General features: G+C 58.0%; 21 protein-coding genes. 18 read left to right on the forward strand and 3 right to left on the reverse strand.

The genetic code is table 11. The features are described from left to right. The 5 genes from ACN080_RS02945 to ACN080_RS02965 form a co-directional block, all read left to right on the forward strand. Positions 1–396: phosphate acyltransferase (locus ACN080_RS02945; RefSeq protein ID WP_419113005.1), on the forward strand; the 396-nt coding region annotated here is incomplete at its 5' end. A gap of 27 nt (positions 397–423) precedes the next feature. Continuing rightward, entirely contained in the window at positions 424–1,563 is a 1,140-nt protein-coding gene (locus tag ACN080_RS02950; protein WP_419098915.1) for an acetate/propionate family kinase, read from the forward strand. A gap of 247 nt (positions 1,564–1,810) precedes the next feature. Then, a complete protein-coding gene (locus ACN080_RS02955; RefSeq protein ID WP_419098914.1) occupies positions 1,811–2,071 on the forward strand; it encodes a hypothetical protein in 261 nt (86 codons plus the stop codon). Between the two features lie 100 nt (positions 2,072–2,171). After that, positions 2,172–3,629, forward strand: a complete 1,458-nt coding sequence (locus ACN080_RS02960; protein ID WP_419113006.1) for a M48 family metallopeptidase — start codon at positions 2,172–2,174, stop codon at positions 3,627–3,629. An 11-nt stretch (positions 3,630–3,640) separates the two neighbouring features. After that, complete coding sequence (locus ACN080_RS02965; RefSeq protein ID WP_419113007.1) at positions 3,641–4,615, forward strand: bile acid:sodium symporter family protein; 975 nt, start codon at positions 3,641–3,643, stop codon at positions 4,613–4,615. Between the two features lie 105 nt (positions 4,616–4,720). On the opposite strand, the gene ACN080_RS02970 is transcribed toward ACN080_RS02965, so the two are convergent. Then, complete coding sequence (locus tag ACN080_RS02970) at positions 4,721–5,245, reverse strand: NUDIX domain-containing protein (protein WP_419113008.1); 525 nt, start codon at positions 5,243–5,245, stop codon at positions 4,721–4,723. A 156-nt stretch (positions 5,246–5,401) separates the two neighbouring features. Between ACN080_RS02970 and ACN080_RS02975 the strand changes: the two genes are divergently transcribed. Further along, complete coding sequence (locus ACN080_RS02975) at positions 5,402–6,124, forward strand: LysE family translocator (protein ID WP_419113009.1); 723 nt, start codon at positions 5,402–5,404, stop codon at positions 6,122–6,124. 44 nt (positions 6,125–6,168) lie between these two features. Here the strand turns inward: ACN080_RS02975 and ACN080_RS02980 are convergent, their stop codons facing one another. Further along, positions 6,169–8,214: a glycoside hydrolase family 15 protein gene (locus tag ACN080_RS02980; RefSeq protein ID WP_419113010.1), complete on the reverse strand. Its 2,046-nt coding sequence runs from the start codon at positions 8,212–8,214 to the stop codon at positions 6,169–6,171. Positions 8,215–8,312: 98 nt separating this feature from the next. Between ACN080_RS02980 and ACN080_RS02985 the strand changes: the two genes are divergently transcribed. From ACN080_RS02985 to ACN080_RS03035, 11 genes are all read left to right on the forward strand, one after another. Next, a complete protein-coding gene (locus ACN080_RS02985; RefSeq protein WP_419113011.1) occupies positions 8,313–8,639 on the forward strand; it encodes a metal-sensitive transcriptional regulator in 327 nt (108 codons plus the stop codon). Between the two features lie 15 nt (positions 8,640–8,654). Further along, the gene (locus tag ACN080_RS02990; protein WP_419104084.1) at positions 8,655–8,867 is read left to right on the forward strand and encodes a heavy-metal-associated domain-containing protein; all 213 of its coding nucleotides are present in this window, start codon (positions 8,655–8,657) and stop codon (positions 8,865–8,867) included. A 153-nt stretch (positions 8,868–9,020) separates the two neighbouring features. Continuing rightward, entirely contained in the window at positions 9,021–11,279 is a 2,259-nt protein-coding gene (locus ACN080_RS02995) for a heavy metal translocating P-type ATPase (RefSeq protein ID WP_419113012.1), read from the forward strand. 203 nt (positions 11,280–11,482) lie between these two features. Next, the gene (locus ACN080_RS03000; RefSeq protein ID WP_419104082.1) at positions 11,483–11,962 is read left to right on the forward strand and encodes an Asp23/Gls24 family envelope stress response protein; all 480 of its coding nucleotides are present in this window, start codon (positions 11,483–11,485) and stop codon (positions 11,960–11,962) included. Next, positions 11,962–12,156 (forward strand): hypothetical protein, encoded by a 195-nt coding sequence (locus ACN080_RS03005; protein WP_419098904.1) that lies wholly within the window; start codon positions 11,962–11,964, stop codon positions 12,154–12,156. The genes ACN080_RS03000 and ACN080_RS03005 overlap by 1 nt, the downstream gene beginning before the upstream one ends. A 69-nt stretch (positions 12,157–12,225) precedes the next feature. Beyond that, positions 12,226–12,597: a hypothetical protein gene (locus tag ACN080_RS03010; RefSeq protein WP_419098903.1), complete on the forward strand. Its 372-nt coding sequence runs from the start codon at positions 12,226–12,228 to the stop codon at positions 12,595–12,597. After that, the gene (locus ACN080_RS03015; RefSeq protein ID WP_419104081.1) at positions 12,594–13,247 is read left to right on the forward strand and encodes a DUF6286 domain-containing protein; all 654 of its coding nucleotides are present in this window, start codon (positions 12,594–12,596) and stop codon (positions 13,245–13,247) included. Before ACN080_RS03010 ends, ACN080_RS03015 begins: the two co-directional genes overlap by 4 nt. A gap of 1 nt (position 13,248) precedes the next feature. Further along, complete coding sequence (locus ACN080_RS03020) at positions 13,249–13,866, forward strand: hypothetical protein (RefSeq protein WP_419104080.1); 618 nt, start codon at positions 13,249–13,251, stop codon at positions 13,864–13,866. Between the two features lie 100 nt (positions 13,867–13,966). Further along, entirely contained in the window at positions 13,967–14,530 is a 564-nt protein-coding gene (locus tag ACN080_RS03025; protein ID WP_419098900.1) for an RNA polymerase sigma factor, read from the forward strand. A gap of 1 nt (position 14,531) precedes the next feature. Then, on the forward strand, positions 14,532–15,104 hold the full coding sequence (locus ACN080_RS03030) for a hypothetical protein (protein WP_419113013.1): 573 nt from the start codon (positions 14,532–14,534) through the stop codon (positions 15,102–15,104). Beyond that, on the forward strand, positions 15,097–15,507 hold the full coding sequence (locus ACN080_RS03035; protein ID WP_419098898.1) for a hypothetical protein: 411 nt from the start codon (positions 15,097–15,099) through the stop codon (positions 15,505–15,507). The genes ACN080_RS03030 and ACN080_RS03035 overlap by 8 nt, the downstream gene beginning before the upstream one ends. Positions 15,508–15,544: 37 nt before the next feature. On the opposite strand, the gene ACN080_RS03040 is transcribed toward ACN080_RS03035, so the two are convergent. Then, positions 15,545–16,504 (reverse strand): helix-turn-helix domain-containing protein, encoded by a 960-nt coding sequence (locus ACN080_RS03040; RefSeq protein WP_419113014.1) that lies wholly within the window; start codon positions 16,502–16,504, stop codon positions 15,545–15,547. A 148-nt stretch (positions 16,505–16,652) separates the two neighbouring features. Here ACN080_RS03040 and ACN080_RS03045 point away from each other — a divergent pair, with 148 nt between their 5' ends. Further along, positions 16,653–18,068, forward strand: coding sequence for an aldehyde dehydrogenase family protein (locus tag ACN080_RS03045; RefSeq protein ID WP_419098896.1), 1,416 nt, complete (start codon positions 16,653–16,655; stop codon positions 18,066–18,068). The last annotated feature ends 167 nt before the right edge of the window (positions 18,069–18,235 follow it).

The following is an 18,235-nucleotide window of genomic DNA, read 5'->3' on the forward strand; positions in this document are numbered from 1 at the left end:
GACCCCAAGGTCGCCATGCTCTCCTACTCCACCGGCACCTCCGGCTCCGGGGCGGATGTAGAAATCGTTGTTGAGGCCACCGACAAGCTCCGGGAAACCAACCCCGACTTCGCTTTTGAAGGCCCCATCCAGTTCGACGCTGCCTCCAATATGTCCATTGCCTCCTCCAAACTGCCCGGTTCCCAGGTAGCTGGTCAGGCTACCGTCTTCATCTTCCCGGACCTGAACACCGGCAACAACACCTACAAGGCTGTTCAGCAGACCTCCGGTGCTGTCGCCGTTGGCCCGATTCTGCAGGGCCTGCGTAAGCCCGTAAATGACCTGTCCCGTGGTTGCACCGTTGAAGACATCATCAATACCGTAGCGATCACCGCTATTCAGGCACAGACCCTCTAAAGCCCGCCAAACCAAAGGAAAACATACATGCTCGTTCTCGTTATCAACTGTGGCTCATCATCGGTCAAGTACCAGGTGCGCGACACCTCCGCTAGCGGCGAAGACAACCAGGTCATCGCTAAGGGCCTGATCGAAAATATCGGTGGGGCAGAGATTCCCACCCACACCGAGGCCCTGGACATCATGGCTCAGGCCCTAGTGGAACCCCTGCACGGCAAGACCATCGACGCTATTGGCCACCGCATCGTCCAGGGCGGCGACGTCTTCTCTGAGCCCGTCCTAGTCACCGATGAGATTATCGCCCAAATTGACGAACTCTCACCGCTGGCACCCCTGCACAACCCCGCCCACGTTCTGGGTCTCAAGGCCGCGCAGGAAACCTACCCCGGTGTCCCCATGGTCGCTGTCTTTGATACCGCCTTCCACGGCACCATGCCCGAGCACGTCTACCGCTACGCTGTGCCCCAAGAACTGGTCGAGAAGTACGGTGTGCGCCGCTACGGCTTCCACGGCACCTCCCACGACTATGTCACCGGCATTGCCGCCGACTTCCTGGGTCTTGACCGTTCCGAGTTCAACGGTGTCATCGCCCACCTGGGTAACGGTGCTTCCATTACCGCCGTACAGGGCGGCAAGTGCCTGGATACCTCTATGGGCTACACTCCCCTGGCTGGCCTGGTCATGGGTACCCGCTCCGGAGACATTGACCCCTCGGTTCTGACCTCAATTATGATGCGCGACCCCGAGATGACTCCCGCTAAGATGGATGCCCTGCTCAACAAGGAATCCGGCCTGCTGGCTATTGCTGGCAACAACGACATGCGCGCTGTTGTTGAGGCAATGGAAGCTGGCGATGCCCGCGCTCAGCTGGCCCTGGACATGACCTCCTACCGCCTGGCTAAGTACATCGGCGCCTACCACGTTGCTGTGGGCGGCGCGAAGGCCCTGGTCTTTACCGCGGGTATCGGCGAGAACTCCCACCAGTTCCGCCAGCTGGCCGTAGAGCGCCTAGGTGCCCTGGGTATCAAGCTGGATGCTGAGGCCAACAAGGTACGCAGTGACGAGCCCCGCCTGATTTCGACCGCTGATTCTGCTATCCCCGTTCTGGTGGTTCCCACCAACGAGGAGAAGGCTATCGCGGAGGCAACCGCCGCACTGGTCGCCTAACCAGCCTCTCGGCAAATGCCACGCTGTGCCCGCGCCCTGAACTATCAGGGAGCGGGCACAGCGCCTTTAAGACCTCTATAAGGTTTATTCAAACAGCACCTTGCTCAGCGCTCTATCAGCCAACATCCCTGAACGCCAGACCCGATCCAGTTGGCTGATAGAGCAGTGAACTGGGACACCGAACGTTTGAATGCCTCAAGGGATGTGGGATACTTGCCCTACAGCCTGAAACAAGGGAGTTTCTACCATGATTACCCGCTCAGCAAAAGGTTTACCGCCCCTCATCCATGTTCAGGGCGTGGCAACTATCGCAGCCTTCTTCCTGACCTTCCTGATTCTGCCGGTACTGGCCCTCAACGCCGCCAGCCTGCTCTGGACCCTAGCCAACCTGCCCCGCACCTACCGGGTGCTCCCGGCAAAAATCCTCCTGCTCCAAATCTTCTTCTGCGCCGTCAGCCTTTTCCTGCTGATTCTCCACACCGTTGTTCGCAGTGAATCCGTGCTCTAAGCACCCGCCCACTCCACGGCAGCCGCAGAAACAGGCACCATAGCCAGCTTTCTTGCTACTGTGGTGGGTAGAAAACAAACCCTAGCCAGCAGGATAGTAGATGAGCGAGAACACCCCAGGCGGTACCAGCGGCCCCGACAACCAGGGAAGACCCAACACCCCACCGGCAGATGGCGGTAACCGGCACAACCAAGCAACAGGTACAGCCGGGCACCCCAGTGGCCCGCACGAGCCAGGGCTACAGAACCCGCTACCTAACGACCTCAGCAAGGGCTGGATGCCCGAAGACAAGCGCCAACGTCCCTTCTCACCGCTACCGGCACCCAAGCTCTTTGGCTACCAGTCCCTACTGCCCTTCAAGTTCATCAACGCTATTCGGCACCCCGCCGAGCTGCCCCTGGTCATCATGGCCTACGCCCTGACCCTACTGGCCTACGTGGGTGGGGCCGTCTACCTGATCTCATCCTTCATCGCTCTTGTCACCGACAGTAAACCCGCCTTCAGCGGCTTAGGGAGCCTGGTCAGCCAGCTGGTTGTCCTGGCTATCTACCTGCCCCTAGGGATCTTCCTGGCCCGTGCCCTCATGTACGCCCAGCTACGCATGACAGGTGTGCGCATCAGCCCCACCCAGTTCCCCGATGCCTACCAGATGGTTGTTGAAGCGGCCCAGGCAGCGGGCCTGCGTCGAGTACCCGATGCCTATGTCGTACTCGGTAACGGTGTCATCAACGCCTACGCCGCCGGGCACGGGCACCGCCGTTTTATCGCCATCTATTCCGACCTCTTCGAAATCGGTGGGGCCGCACGCAACCCCGAGGCCCTGCGCTTTATCATCGGCCACGAAGTCGGTCATATTGCCGCCGGCCACACCGGCTACTTCCGCCTAATCTTCACCTCCTTCTTCATGCAGATCCCTATTGCGGGCAAGCTCCTCTCCCGCACCCAGGAATACACCGCCGATAACTTTGGCTACCGCTACGCACCGGAGGGGGCAGAAACCACCACCTGCGTCCTGGCCGCCGGTAAATACCTGGTCAACGATGTGAACTTCCACGAACTAGCCAACCGCGCCGTCTACGAGCGGGGCTTCTTCACCTGGGCCTACAACCTGACCACCACCCACCCGCCAGTGACCTGGCGCGCCCACGCCCTGCGTGACCGCAGCGAGCCGGGCCGTCTGATCTGGCGGCCCAAGAACAACCCGCCCTACCCCCTCTCCATGATCCCTGCGGCAGAACCCGCTGAATCCTGGGCTGACCCCCTCCAGGCCCTTGACTACATGGGTATTTACCCCCAAAATCCGGCCAACCAGCACTGGGGTTCTGTAGAAACAACCTACCGTAAGCCCGCCCAATACCGGGACCGTAGAGTCGCAGATATGCTCAATAACGGTTGGATTCCCCCGCACCTGCGCCAAGCACCTCAGCCACCACAGGGGCCGGGCATGCCAGGCCAGCAGAATCAAGCACCAGCTCACCCTAAGGCACCTCCGGCCCCGGCTGATACCCCTCCCACCGCAGAACCAGAAAATGGCGGCCCCAGGCCGTCAGATTCCTAGCCACCACCACCGTGTCTCCTCAACGTCCGCTCAAAACCTGGCGGCCCGACCCGCTCATTACCCTCATCCTGATAGCTCTTATCCTGGCTATCCTTGCACCCGCGCGGGGGGACTTCGCGCAGGGCTTCAGCCTAGCCACCAAGCTAGCTATCGGCTTGCTCTTTTTCCTCTACGGCGCGCGCCTCTCACCCCAAGAAGCCCTCCAGGGCCTCAAACATTGGCAGCTCCACAGCACCATCCTGGCCTTCACCTTTATCCTTTTCCCGCTGATTGGTCTTGCCCTCTACCCCCTACAGGCGGTCATCGGCAGGGAGCTTTACCTGGGCCTACTCTTCATGACCCTGGTGCCCTCCACCGTGCAGTCCTCGGTCGCCTTTACCTCCCTAGCTAAGGGCAACGTAGCCGGTGCCATCGTCAGCGCCAGCGCATCCAACCTTGCCGGGGTAGTCCTCACACCCCTACTGGTCATGCTTCTGATGCGCAGTGATCAGCTGGTTATCTCTGGCTCAGTCTTTGGGAACATCGCCATTCAGCTCCTGCTGCCCTTTATCCTGGGCCAGCTTCTGCGACGGTGGGTGGGAGAAATTGCCCGCAACAAACTGACCAAGCATATTGACCGGCTTTCTATCGCCATGGTGGTCTACGCGGCCTTTTCGGACGGTATTGTGCAGGGCATTTGGAGGCGCATTAGTCCCTGGCAAATTCTGTTTCTGGTGGTTCTCTCCCTGCTCCTGGTGGAGTTCCTGCTCTGGCTCAGCGGGGTCCTTGCCCGCAAACTGGACTTTAGCTACGGCGACCGGGTCGCTATCCAATTCTGCGGCTCCAAGAAGTCCTTAGCCACGGGCCTGCCCATGGCCGCCGTCATTTTTGGTGGAGCCCAGGTGGGTGCCCTCATTCTGCCGCTGATGATTTTCCACCAGGTTCAGCTCATGGTCTGCGCGGCTAAAGCCGCCCGCTGGGGCAGGCAGGCGCACGAAACCCCCTAAGAAGCAAGTCCGGCTCGGCTCTCACACGGCGCAGGTGCAGCCCTCCTGCCGGGGCACCTACCCCGCAGCTACCACACCAGGCACAGTAGTTGCTATGCCCCTGGCCTATGCCAAGGCTGTTAGCTCAACCTGTCCCTCTCGTGCGTAAGTTTTTCCATCATCACCCAAGCTCAATAACTTGGCCGCCGTCTCGACCGCCCACCTCTGCGTGGGGTAGATCAATGTCTCCAGGGCATCGGCACAGGGAAGCCACACAAACTGATCGTGGAGAGTCTCATCAAGCTCCACAGGCCCAGGGGGCATGATAGCTACCGCATTCGGAACCAGCATCACCGTATCGTAGTTATCATCATAAAACTGTGCTACATTACGAAACTTAAAAAGCTGGCTGGGCCAGCTTCCTGTCTTAGCATGAACCTGACGCGCGAAAGCATCCGAAATGCGTTCCCCCTGCACCAGTTTGCCCGACACAGTTTGCCACTCACCGGGCATAGGAACCGCGGCATCTGTGCTCAAACGGCGTAATAATAAGAACTCCAGGCTCCCGTCTTCCCTCCACCGGGCGGGGTGTACATCAACATAAAAAACGCCGACTGGGCGAAGACGCTCCCCAAAATCATCAATCCGCATTTGCTTGTCCTTTCACCTAGCTGAGATTGCCATAAGCACATATAACGATAGGAAAGGTGCATCCTGCACCTTCCCTGCCGAACGGATAAAAACCCACAACCACTATTGGCTTTCACGGTATTGAACGCTGTTCGCACCTAGCCTACAGTGGGAGCCATGACTCTCACACAGGCACTCCTTGGTTTCGCCGGTATCGCCTTCCTGATTACCATCATTCCCGCCACCGATACCGCCCTAGTACTGCGCTCCTTGGTGGCCGGGGGCAAGAAAAGCGCCTACGCCTGCGTCATGGGTATTACCAGCGGGCTCCTGATCTGGGGAGTCACCGCCGCAACCGGCCTAGCCGTGCTCATGGCAGCCGCACCCACTGTCTTCGACCTGATGACGGTAGCCGGTGGTCTCTACCTCATCTATCTGGGAATCAGCTTCCTCCTCACCCTGCGCCGCTGGAACCAGGTCACCGCCCTCAAAACTGAGCAGGCCGCCCTAGCTTCTCTGCCCCAGCCCGCACCCGGCGAACTGGGTCAGGCCGCACTCGGCGGACACCAGGCGCCCCGCCCCTCAGGTAGCGCCCACAAGGATTTTCTAGCCGGCTTTATCGCCAATATCCTCAACCCCAAAATCGCGGTCTTCTATATTGCTAGCGTGCCGCCCTTTATGGTTGCCAGCGTTAGCCCGGTCCTCATGGGATCCCTGCTGGCCTTGATTCACGGCGGCATTAACGTGGCCTGGTTCGCGGTCATTATCTCCCTGGCCACCCTGGCCATGAAGTGGCTACTGCACCCCCGCGCGGCCCTGGTCATTGACGGAGTCGCCGGAGCCGTCCTGCTCGTTTTCGGGGTGCTCATTCTGGTGGAGGCCGCCCACAAGTTCCTCTAGGCCCACAGGGACAGAAGGAAACCCCACAACTAAGGCCAGAAGCCCTAGAGCCCCAGGGCCTGCACCGCCCGCACCAAGGAGATATGGGCAAGTGCCTGCGGGAAGTTACCGGTCAATCGCTGCTCGTCAAAAGAGTATTCGGGGCTCATCAAGCCCAAATCATTGGCCTTATCCAGAACCGTATCAAGCAGGGCACGGCCATCCTCTTCGCGGCCCGAACGAATATACTGTTCAGCCAACCACAGCGAGGAAACGAAATGGGGGTTACTCTGCCCCTCAAAGCCATCATGAGAATCCGAATTATCGTAGCGGTAAATCATGCCCGATGGGTGACGGATAGTCTGCTCTATTCGCTCTACCGTTGCCAACAGACGGGGGTCGTCCCAGGCTAAGAGGCCAATCTGTGGGAGCTGCAGCAGAGAGCTATCTACTGCTGATCCTCCATAGGTAGAAACAAAGCACCCTAGCTCTTGGTTATAACCCTTGGTCAAGATATCTTCAGCTACTGTATCGCGGCAGTGCTCCCAGACGGCGGCGTCCCCGTCCAGCCCGAAGTCGCGCACCGCCGAAACACCGGCGTCGAAAGCCGCCCAGAGCATGGCCTGAGAGTGGGTATAGACGGCAGGTTCACCAAAGGTTTCCCACATGGAACGATCGGGCTGGCCAATGCGCTCGGTCGCAGCCTTGAGCAGAGCCTTTTGGAGGGGCCAGGACAGATGGTCCTCGGCCACCCCCTGCTCGCGCAGGTGGGCAAAAGTAACCAGCACCTGGCCCAGGGCATCACCCTGGAAACGGTCGCCGGAGCCATTGCCGGAACGGACGGGCTGGGAGCCTTCGTAACCGGGTAGGGCTAGGCGGCGCTCGATGTCGTCTTTTTCGCCAGCCAGCCCGTAGACCGCGTGAATCTGACGCGGATTATTAGCCAGCGCGCGCAGAACCCAGTTGCGGAGCTGGGCGGTTTCGCGTTCGTGGCCGTGGGCCAGGGTAACGTCCATAGCCATGGCAACGTCGCGGAGCCAGGTGAACCGGAAGTCATAGTTGCGTTTGCCACCAATAACCTCGGGCAGGGAGGTGGTCACCGATGCAACCAGGGCACCGGTTTCGCGGGAGATCAGGGCGCGCAGCAGCAGCAGGGAACGCAGGCGAGCTGTGCGGTAACGCTGGTTAGCCTCATTACGGCGGCCCGATGCGGTAGGCACAACAATCTGCTGGGCCGCAGTCTGAGCTAGCTCCTGGTAGGTTTCTAGGTCTACCTCAGGAGCGGCGGTGTTAGAACCGGCGTCCAGTAGGGATGAGGGTTTCTCGTGCTCCTGCTCCACATCGCGGACCGCCGAAATCACAGTGGCCTGGGGTGTGGTGCCGACGTCATCAGGGGCCGGGGGCTCTTCGTCCGCAGTGGCAGGCATGTAGAGATCAGACCATTCGCCCCACTGCTCCTGGGTGTAGGTCAAGGCGGTGAGGTAGTCCACCGGCGCAGGCGGGTTGTGGTTGGAGGCAAAGTAGGACAAGGTAAAGGTGTAGCTCTGGCCTGCCGAGACGGTGAAAGTTTCGGCTTTAGATTCAGGGTCGCCCTCGGGTAGAGAGTCGCCCCGGAAGACCAGCGCATGGGGGCCTGCCATGCCCACCAGCATGTCAGTGGATGGGTCGGCCTTACCTGCGGTATCGACACCACCGTAACGGGTCACCCAGGGAATAGTGCGACCGTAGTCAAAGCGTAGGGCTAGCTCGTGGTACATGGTGACTTCGCCGGTCAAGCCCTCAACGTTACGGACGATAGTGGTCCCGCCGGAGAGCGGCATAAATTCGGTAACCCGCACACTGGAATCACCCACAAACCAGACGGTTTGCAGAATGAAGGTGTTTTGGCGGTAGGAACGTTCGGTGCGGATCTCTTCTACCGGTGCAGGATTGACCGATTCGAGGGGAGCTAAAAGCCATCGACCGTGCTCGCGCTCGCCCAACAGAGCCGCAAAAACGGCCCGAGAGTCAAAGCGCGGGGCGCAGAACCAGTCGATGGAACCGCTACGCGAAACAAGCGCACCGGTATTCATGTCTGAGAGTAGGGCGTAGTCCTCGATATAAGAAGCCATGTCTTTCAGTCTAACAGGGTACTTAGTATCGGGCCGGGCTGGAGAATTTCTATAACACCCCTTGAAAATATACCCCATGGGGGTATATGTTAAGAGGCATGAGCCAAGAACATTGCCCGGTAGAACACCAGCACGGCTACACCGCAGATAAAGATGCCTACCTCAAACGGCTCCGCCGCATCGAGGGGCAGGTGCGCGGTATCCAGCGCATGGTGCACGAGGACACCTACTGCATAGACATCCTTACCCAGGTCTCAGCCATCAACGCAGCCCTCCACAGCGTCTGTCTGCAACTGCTCGAAGACCACGTACGCCACTGCCTTGTCGACACCGCCCATCAGGCACACGATACCGGGCACGAAGAACCGCTCGACGAAAAAATCTCAGAAGCCATGGCCGCTATCTCGCGCCTGGTCAAGAGCTAACCCAAGGAGAAAATCATGACCACCACCGTCAAAGCAAGCGGCCTCACCTGCAACCACTGCGCCATGAGCGTGCGCGAAGAAATCGAAGAGATCCAGAACGTCACCGGCGTTGAGGTTGAGGTTGTCAAGGACGGCCAATCCACCGTCACCATCAGCCACACCGGCGATCTTGACCCCGCCGCTGTCACCGCCGCTATTCAAGAAGCCGGGTTCACCCCGGTCGCCTAAGCCCCTAACCGGGTGGGAAATCTACCTCGTTGGCAAGCCCCCCTAAAACGCCAGTCCTGAGCCAGCTTAGTCAGGGGTAGCTCTCCCGCCAGCCCCGCCAGTTGGCTACCAAGGCGCACCAGCCCCTAAATGCCAGCACTGAAAGAAAGAGCTATGCCCACAGCACCCGCCCCGGACCTTTTGACCGGTGACACTCGCATCGTCACCCTGAGCGTAGGGGGCATGACCTGCGCCTCCTGCGTGGGGCGGGTGGAACGCAAACTCAAAAAGATAGGGACAGCCCCCTCGGTGAACCTGCCCCTAGAAACCGCGCGGGTAATCGCCCCGGCAGATATGCCCGATGAGCACATCATCGAAACCATCGAAAAGGCCGGCTACACCGCCTCCCTCAAAAATGATGAGGCCCAGTGCCCAGACGAGGATGCTCAGGCAAGGCTTCTACCCCAGCTCATCCTGGCGGCCTTGCTGAGCATACCCGTCTTCCTTATCTCTATGTTCGCCACCTTCCAGTTCCCCCACTGGGGCTGGGTGGTAGCGGCTCTCACCCTGCCGGTGGCCACCTGGTCGGCGCTCCCCTTTCACCGCCCGGCCTGGACCAATCTACGCCACGGCTCCTTGACCATGGACACCCTCATCTCTTTGGGTGTTATTGCCAGCTACGCTTTTTCGCTCTGGCAACTTGCCACCAACCCCGGCATGACCGCCCACGCGAGCAGCTCCCACGGCGGGCACGGCATGGAACACATGCTCTACTTTGATGCAGCCACCATGATTACCCTCTTTTTGCTGGTGGGGCGGCATATTGAGCACCGCACCCAGCGCCGCTCATCCCAGGCTTTACGCGCCTTGCTCAGTGTAGGAGCCAAGAGCGCTACCATCCTTCAGGGCGGTGCACAGGTAGAAGTCCCGGTCAAAGACCTGCTCCCCGGCGACATCTTTCTGGTACGCCCCGGCGAGAAAATTGCGGTGGACGGGCAAGTAATCGAGGGACGCTCCGCCCTGGACACCTCCCTGCTGACCGGTGAGTCCCTCCCCCTGGAGGTCGGTGTGGGTGACACCGTCATTGGGGCAACCATCAACACCTCCGGGGCGCTCACCGTCCGCGCAACCCGCGTGGGTACCGAGACGGTCCTGGCGCAGATGAGCCGCACCGTAGCCCAAGCCCAAACAACCAAGGCTCCCATTGCCCGCCTAGCCGATAGGGTATCGGCGGTCTTTGTTCCCATAGTTATTGGGGTAGCTGTGCTCACCCTGGCTGGCTGGCTCCTAGTGACCGGCGATATCAACGATTCCTTCACCGCCGCTGTCTCCGTCCTGGTCATTGCCTGCCCCTGTGCCCTAGGTTTAGCGACCCCTACCGCCCTGCTAGCTGGCACCTCGCGCGGGTCCCAGCTCGGCATTCTGATTCGCTCAGCCCAGGTACTAGAAAACACCAAAAAAGTAGGTACTATCGTCCTGGATAAGACCGGAACCGTGACAACCGGTGAGCTGGCTGTGACCGAAGTTTTCCCCTTCCCAGGCTACGACGCCACCAGCCTGCTGGCCCTAGCCGGGGCGGCGGAGGCTCACTCCGAGCACCCCATTGCCCGCGCTGTCGAAGCCGCCGCGCACACAGCCCACAAACAGGGAAGCAGCCACACTCTTCCCTCGGTCACCGATTTTGAGTCAGCCCCCGGTGGCGGCGTGCGAGCAACCCTCCTGCACAAGGGCGCGCACCGTCATATTGTCCTGGGGCAAAAGAGCTTTCTGAGCGGTGAAGGTGTTGAGCTGAGCCAGGCCCAGGACCAGGCCCTGCGCACCCAGCAGGAGGCCGGTCAGACTACCGTGATTCTGGCTGTCGATGGGCAGGTTGCCGGGCTAGTATCGCTCCAAGACTCCCCCAAGCCCGATGCCCTTGCCGCGCTGACCCAGCTTAAAGAACTGGGTCTGACCCCCGTCCTCCTCACAGGTGATGCTCAGCCGGTAGCGCGGGCTATCGCCGCCGAGGTGGGCATTGCAGCCGAGAACGTATTTGCAGAAGTCAGCCCGCACGATAAGCTAGCCACCATTACCCGCCTGCAAGAAGGCGGGCGGGGAGTCGCTATGGTCGGTGACGGTGTAAACGATGCCGCCGCCCTAGCCAAGGCAGACCTGGGTGTTGCTATGGGTTCAGGTACCGATGTGGCCATGGAAGCGGCAGATATGACCATTATGCGCAGTGATCTGGCCGCCCTGCCCACCGCCATCAGGCTCTCTCGGGCTACTCTGCGCCTCATTAAGGGCAACCTCTTCTGGGCCTTTGCCTATAACACGGTAGCAATTCCGGTGGCGGCCGCTGGACTGCTCAACCCCATGATTGCCGCCGCCGCTATGGCCTTTTCGTCAGTTTTTGTAGTATTCAATTCTGCCAGGCTATTGGGTTTCAAGGGATAAACAGCTAGATTGAAAGGTAGGAGAGGGCTCAGGCACAGCCAGTTCTAAAAAGAAATTAAAAAATTTTAGAAATCTGCGTGACATCTGCCGGGCTCACCCCGTCTTAACCTATGACAGCGCAACTGGCATAGGTTGCGGTTTCTTCGGATTCCGCAACCTGCGCTGTCACCTTAATACCTACCTAACAGAAATTAGGAAATAATATGAACCAGACACCTGCAACCACCCCCGCAACCCTGGCTGAAAAGAAGAACCAGGCTCCCGTCAAGAACACCGGTGCAGCAACCGGTCAGGGGACCACCAGCATCAATGACGGTGTTGTCGCCAAGATTGCCGGTATCGCACTGCGCGATGTTGAAGGCGTTTACGATCTGGGTGGCGGTGCCGCTCGTGCCATGGGTGCTCTGCGTAGCGCTGTTGGCCAGGACAACAACCTCAAGCAGGGTATCAGCGTAGAAGTAGGCCAGACTCAGGCTGCTGTTGATCTGTCCATCATCGTTGAGTACCCCCACCCCATCTACGATGTTGCCGAGAACGCCCGTAAGGCTGTTGTAGAGGCTATCCAGTCACTGGCTGGCCTTGAGGTCACCGAAGTAAACATTGAGGTCCTTGATGTTCACGTACCCGGCGATGACCAGGACGCTGAGCAGAAGAACGATGAGCAGGAAAGCCGCGTTAAGTAATGTCTAAAGAATTCACAGGCGCTCTCATAGGAGCCCTTCTGGCCTTTGCTGGCCTCCGCTACGGTTTTGGAGGGTTTGTCCTCTTTGCTGTGCTGATGGCCGCAGGTGCCACGATTGGGCACCTGGTGCAGAGCTCAGATCTTTCAGTGGGTAACATGCTGGATTCGGTACGTAAGAATTCATCATCACGCTAATCCCAGAATTCCAAATTCATGCGCAGGTGGTTACTCAACCACCTGCGCATAGGATAGATCAGGCCTTTAATGAATAAAAATACCACCGATAGCGGCCCCGGTAGCACGAGAGTACGCAAGAAAGCTCTTGTCTCTATGTCTCATGCGGTAGCGGCTCAGGAACTTGGTGTACCCTCCGATCATGTCCAGTCATCAATTTTTGATGATGCTGGCAAGCTGGGGGTAGATATCAACCTTGACTACCCGCTTGGCCCAATCCATGATGCAAAAGCTCTTGCTCAAGGTACCCACGGGCAGGGAACTATTTTTGATCTTCTTGCCCAGGCGCGGGCTCGTATAGCCCGGCAACTTACTCAGCTCTGTGGCTCAGAAGTGGGATCAATCAACATAGCACTCGATGGAACAACTAGCCCCAGCAGTGATAAGGCAAGGGTGCAATGAAGCAACAAAACTCTACACCACAGCATCAGCAGACCTCAGGCCAGGTTGACCAGGCCTCTTTCATCGGTTCACGGCAAGAAGCTGGCCCTTATGAGCGCTTACTGGCCCGCCAGGAGACTCACTCATCCCGCTGGCTGACCACAGTCATTGTCAACACTGTACTCATTTTGAGCCTTTCCTGGCTGGGCACAGAACTTGTTCTTTCGGCCCTGGGCCAACCTCCCCTCCTCATCACCGGCGAGGATCTCTTTTCAGGCTTCTTTAAGCTCGATGAGCTTCTCAGCCCTCTTTGGGGCGTCATCATTGGGTCAGTTCTAGTTCTACTGGGGCTGGTATTGCTTGCCCTCAGCCTCCGTCCGGGGCGCCTGAGCCGCCACAGTGCTCGTTCAGGGCGCTTCGCTATGGTGGTTGATAATAAAGCCCTGGCCTCATCCATCAGCGCAAGTGTGCGTGCTCGCACCGGCCTTGACCAGGACCAGGTAGTAACCAGTGTTAGCCCTCGCCAGATTAAAGTTACTGTAACGCCGACCTCTGGCAGGCCGCTGGATCAGCAGCAGGTGCATGAGCTGGTTAAGCAGACAGTAGCCAACCTGGCCTTGCAGGACCAGCCGGGTACCAAGGTAGTTATTGAGAAGCAGGGAGCTATATAAAATGGGTAACACTCCCAGAAAACTAAACCGTTTCTTTCTAGCTGTGCTGGGGTTGGTCTTACTTGTCCTAGGGCTTGTGAGCCTTTGCCTTCCCCTTGTGCCCCAAGCTCAAGATCTATGGGCCGAGTATGTACAGCCCTTGGAGGAACCTGCCCGAGCTGCCTTTGATAGGGTTGCCTTCAACACCGTTGACGGTCAGACAAGCCTACTGACCCTGCTTTTTGTTCTCTTACTTCTCTTAGTTGTAATCGCCCTCATGATGGGAATAATTGCTCAGAAGCCTAAGAAATCAAAGACCCTGCTCAGTCAGCAGGACACCCAGACCGCTGGACGAACCACTATCTCCGATAAGTTCATCAAGCAGGCCATCACCGATGGCTTTGAAAGTCACCCCGACATCCTCTCGGTATCCGTCAGCTCCCAGGAGCTCAAGCGCTCCTCAGCCTGCTCGGTCAAACTTGAGGTCAGACAGGGTGCTGACATCGCCAGCCTCGAAAAAAGGGCAGCCCAGGTTGTTGCGGGCTTAGATCAGCTTTTGGGTCACAAGATTCCCTTACTGGTCCGAGTGACCGGTGGACTGCGGTCCACCTTCGCAGACGAGACCCAGCGGGTTCGGTAAAATAAATTGTCTCTAAATTCTAAGCGCGGTGCACTGTCCCCCCAGAGCATCGCGCTTAGCCATAGGGGGTTTACCCCGTCAATACTTTCAGGAGTCTGTAGTGACAGAACTGAGCAACCGTCACCTCGCGGAGTTAGCGCCAAGCCTACTTCTGCAGCGAGCTGTTGATGGTGACTCGCAGGCTTTCCGCTTGCTGGTACAACCATATTTACCCATGATGCGGGCCTATGCTATTCGACTAACCGGTAACTCAGCGGATGCGGATGATGCCCTCCAAGATTCTCTTCTACAGGCCTGGCAAAAGCTTGATACCCTCCAGGATCCCGCTCAGTTTAAAAGCTGGGTGATGAAACTGACCGGTCGCAAAAGTATCGACCTGCTCAGGAAGCGCAAACCTAACGCGGATATCGATGACTACCACCACCTCAGTGATGGTTCAGCAAGTCCTGAGGACCTTGCAATGAGCCGCTCTGAGATTGATACGCTCAGCCAGGCCCTCAAGAAACTACCGGTAGATCAGCAGCGAGTCTGGATCATGCGTGAATACGGCGCCTGTAGCTACCAAGAAATTGCTCAATCCCTGGGGATGAGCACACCCAGCGTCCGGGGCAAACTCGCACGTGCACGGGCCACACTCCTCGAAGAGATGGAGGGAAAGAACTAAAATGACTAACTGCAGTATTCCTCTAAGCGCCCTGAGCAGCTGGGTTGATGATTTAGAGACAGACTCACAGAAGCCACAGCTAACACGTCATATTGATTCATGCCCGGAGTGCGACCGCAAAGTCGCCTCTCTTCACAAGCTTCACTCCCTCGCTAGCCAAGACTTTGACCACGAGGTTAAAGAGCTAGAGAAGGATTTGAGCTGGGCGGAGAACCTCCTGAGCAATCTGGTTCTAGAAGCCAAGGCAGGCCGTTCAATCCCCCTTCCCTCACCACACCAGGCTGTACGCATCCGCCAGGACGAAGGGGCTGTTGTGGCAGCTGTAAGAGCTGTTGCAGATGAACTTGATGAAGTAATCATCGGCCAGTGCCGGCTAGAAGGTGACATTGAGACCCCAGGGGCTCCTGTGGAAGTCAATGTGACAGCATCTGTTCAGATAGGTCTGGTTATCCCAGATTTGGCCCAAGCCCTGCGCTCTAGTATTCAGGAATCACTGGAACGGTGCAGCAAGCTTAATATTGTCGCAATCAATATCACGATTCAGGACCTTCATGAAAAATCCCTCAATGACTAGCCCAAGTGCGCCCATCCAGGAAATCTACCTTGAGCCTGCTGATGCCCCGGCCTCTCAGGAACAAGAAGGGGCTAGTAAACCTCACGACAGGAGCGCTGGGGAGCTTGACCTTGACCGCTTGCGGCAGCTAGTTCTGCAGGTTCCAGGGGCTCATAAGCTATACCCGCGTACTCCTTACCTGATAGACCTGGTCCGTGCCCCGCTCTTGACGGAAGATACCGAAAGGGCCCAAGCTTTAGAGCACGACGCTGAGCAAGCCAGCTCCCTGCCTGCCCAAGTCAAGGTTAGATTGGGTATCAGTGCAAGCCACAATGTAGTTGAGGTTACCCAAGAGGTGGGGTTAGCCCTAGCTGCCGAGCTACCCGGCCACCCTATCCATCTTGAAGTCGTTAGTTGCTCATAAGCTGACTCTGAGGTTCTCCGGTTGATACCCGGTCTAGCTAGCCAAGAATCTGTGAACGGTAAGCTGAGGGACTTAGACCGTACTGAGTTTTAAAGGCTTTGCTCACATAGGAGGGATCAAAGAGGGCGTAGCGGGCGCTGATGGCCTGCACGGACTCTGCCCTGTAGCGCGGGTTTGCTAGGTCCTCTCGGATTCTTTCCAGACGGCGGACACGAATAAAGGCAGAGACTGTCTGCTGGTGGGCTGAAAAACGGCTGTGGAGTTGGCGTAGAGAAATATAGAGAGCTTCAGCTATTTTGCTGGGGCCTAGATCTGGGTCGTCCAGGTGCTCCTCTATGTAGGCTACTGCTCGGTGATATATTGTGTGTGCCGGTTGACGCCCAGCTTGTGTAGACTCAGCAATCATAACTGTAATGACCATCTCTAGGGCAGAGCGTACCAAGGCTAAGGCGTGAGGCCCTCCTAGCTCCTCCAGATTGGTCGCTAGCTGCTCAAAAAGCGGAACCGCGAATTTCCCAAGCCCCTGGGATTCAGAAACCGGAGTGGCCGTTATCAGGTCGGTATATTCAGGGCTGAGGTGTACGAAGCTCTGCGGGAAAAGTACGACCAGGCTACGTTGGGGACCGGTGTAATCAAGTCGATAAGGACGCTTGGTGATATAGAGAGCAAGGTCGCCGGGGTTAAGGGTGCACCTACGGCCGTCCTGGCTTACCTGGGATTGTCCCTCTAATTGCAGGCTGAGTTTGCAGTAGCCGCCCTGTACCTGCTCTGAGGGCTCAGGCTCCCTGCTAACTGAATGGGCCGGTGTGCGCATGTCCAAGAGCATAATTTCCCCCAGGGAGGCAGTGCGAGCGCTGGCCCTAAAGCTACCTGGGTTGGGGGCTTTGATCTCCAGGGGGCCAAAAGTCTCCCGGACCCGCTCAACCCACTGGGTAAAGCCCATAGGGTCGTGGTGCCGAAAGTGGTAGGGGGAAGACTGCTGAACGGGCTGGCGCATGGATTACCTTTCTGGGGGGCTTCTCACACTTTAGCGGAAGTGAGGCGTAGCACACCAGGCCAAGGGTTGTGCGCTCCCCACCTAACGCAACCCTGCAGCCCAATCCCACCATGGATATAACTGTTCATACATAACTAAGGAGCTGACAGTGTCGTCACTACCCACCACCTACCAGGAACTTCTTGAGCGCGTCACCACCGGTGGCAGCCGAGAGGTTTTTGACCCGGCAACCGAAGAGCTCATTGGTCTTGCACCGGTGCAGGGCGAAGACGTCCTCAACGAGCTGGTCGAGAAAGCCCGGGCGGCCCAGCCAGCCTGGGGTGCCCTCTCGCACGCTGAGCGTAGCGACTACCTGATGAAGATGGCTGATGCCATTGAGGCAAGCGCTGAGCCGCTGGCTGAGCTCCTTTCCAGGGAGCAAGGCAAGCCCCTGAACGGACCTAACGCCCGTTTTGAGGTCGGTGGTTGCGTGGCCTGGACCCGGGCTACAGCCTCCTTTGCTATGGATGAGGAGGTCTTGGTAGATGATGAAGAGACACGGGCTGTCCTCAATTATCGGCCTATCGGTGTAGTAGGTGGCATTGGCCCCTGGAACTGGCCGCTGATGATTTCTATCTGGCAGATTGCCCCAGCCCTGCGTATGGGCAACACTATTGTACTCAAGCCCTCTGAGTACACCACTTTGAGCGTGCTGGCCCTGGTAGAGATTATCAATACGGTCCTGCCCGAGGGAGTGGTCCAGATTATTGCCGCTGATCGCGGTGTCGGTGCAGCTATGAGCACCCACCCCGGCTTTGACAAGATTACTTTCACCGGGTCTACCGCTACGGGTAGAAAAATTGCTGCCTCGGCAGCAGATACACTCAAGCGGCTCACCCTGGAGCTTGGTGGTAATGATGCCGGTATCGTTCTTGATGATGCTGACCCCAAGGCTATTGCTGAAGGTCTCTTCTGGGGAGCCTTTATTAATACCGGCCAAACCTGCGCCGCTCTGAAGCGTCTCTACGTACCCGACTCACTCTATGATCAGGTCTGCCAAGAGTTGCTAGCTGTTGCCCAGCAGATGCCTATGGGTGTTGGTCTGGACGAGCAGAATGTTCTGGGGCCGCTTCAGAATAAGGCCCAGTACGATATTGTTGCTGATCTGGTCCAGAAAGCTAAGGACTCTGGCGCCCGTATTCTGCTGGGTGGGGATCCCGACGAGAGCGCCAAGGGTTTCTTCTACCCCACTACCTTGGTTGCAGATATTGATGGCGATAATCCTCTGGTGGTTGAGGAGCAGTTCGGCCCGGCTCTGCCGATTGTTCGTTACTCCACCCTGGAAGAGGCCATTGAGGAAGCCAACAAGCTGGATGTAGGGCTGGGCGCTTCGGTCTGGTCTCCTAATATTGAGCGGGCCCGCGAGGTTGCGTCCAAGATTGAGGCCGGTACCGTCTGGATTAATAAGCACGGCGCTATTGATCCCCGTATTCCTTTTGGTGGTATCAAGCAGTCTGGCTACGGCATCGAGTTTGGTGTTGAGGGGCTCAAGCACATGGGCCTACCCCAGGTTATTTGCGAGTAGGGCGCCATCATTTTTTGAGGGCCCCGGCCTATCTCCTTGTGGAGCGGGCCGGGGCCCTTGTGTACCGCGAGCCCACCCTATGAGGCAAACCTTCGGGTGAGGGCAGTCCGTCACCCTGCCTGACCTTATTTACTGACCAAATGGTAAAAAAATAGTGCGCCCCGGGT

Origin of the sequence: Rothia sp. CCM 9416 (assembly GCF_048513535.1) — a bacterium.
GTDB lineage: Bacteria > Actinomycetota > Actinomycetes > Actinomycetales > Micrococcaceae > Rothia.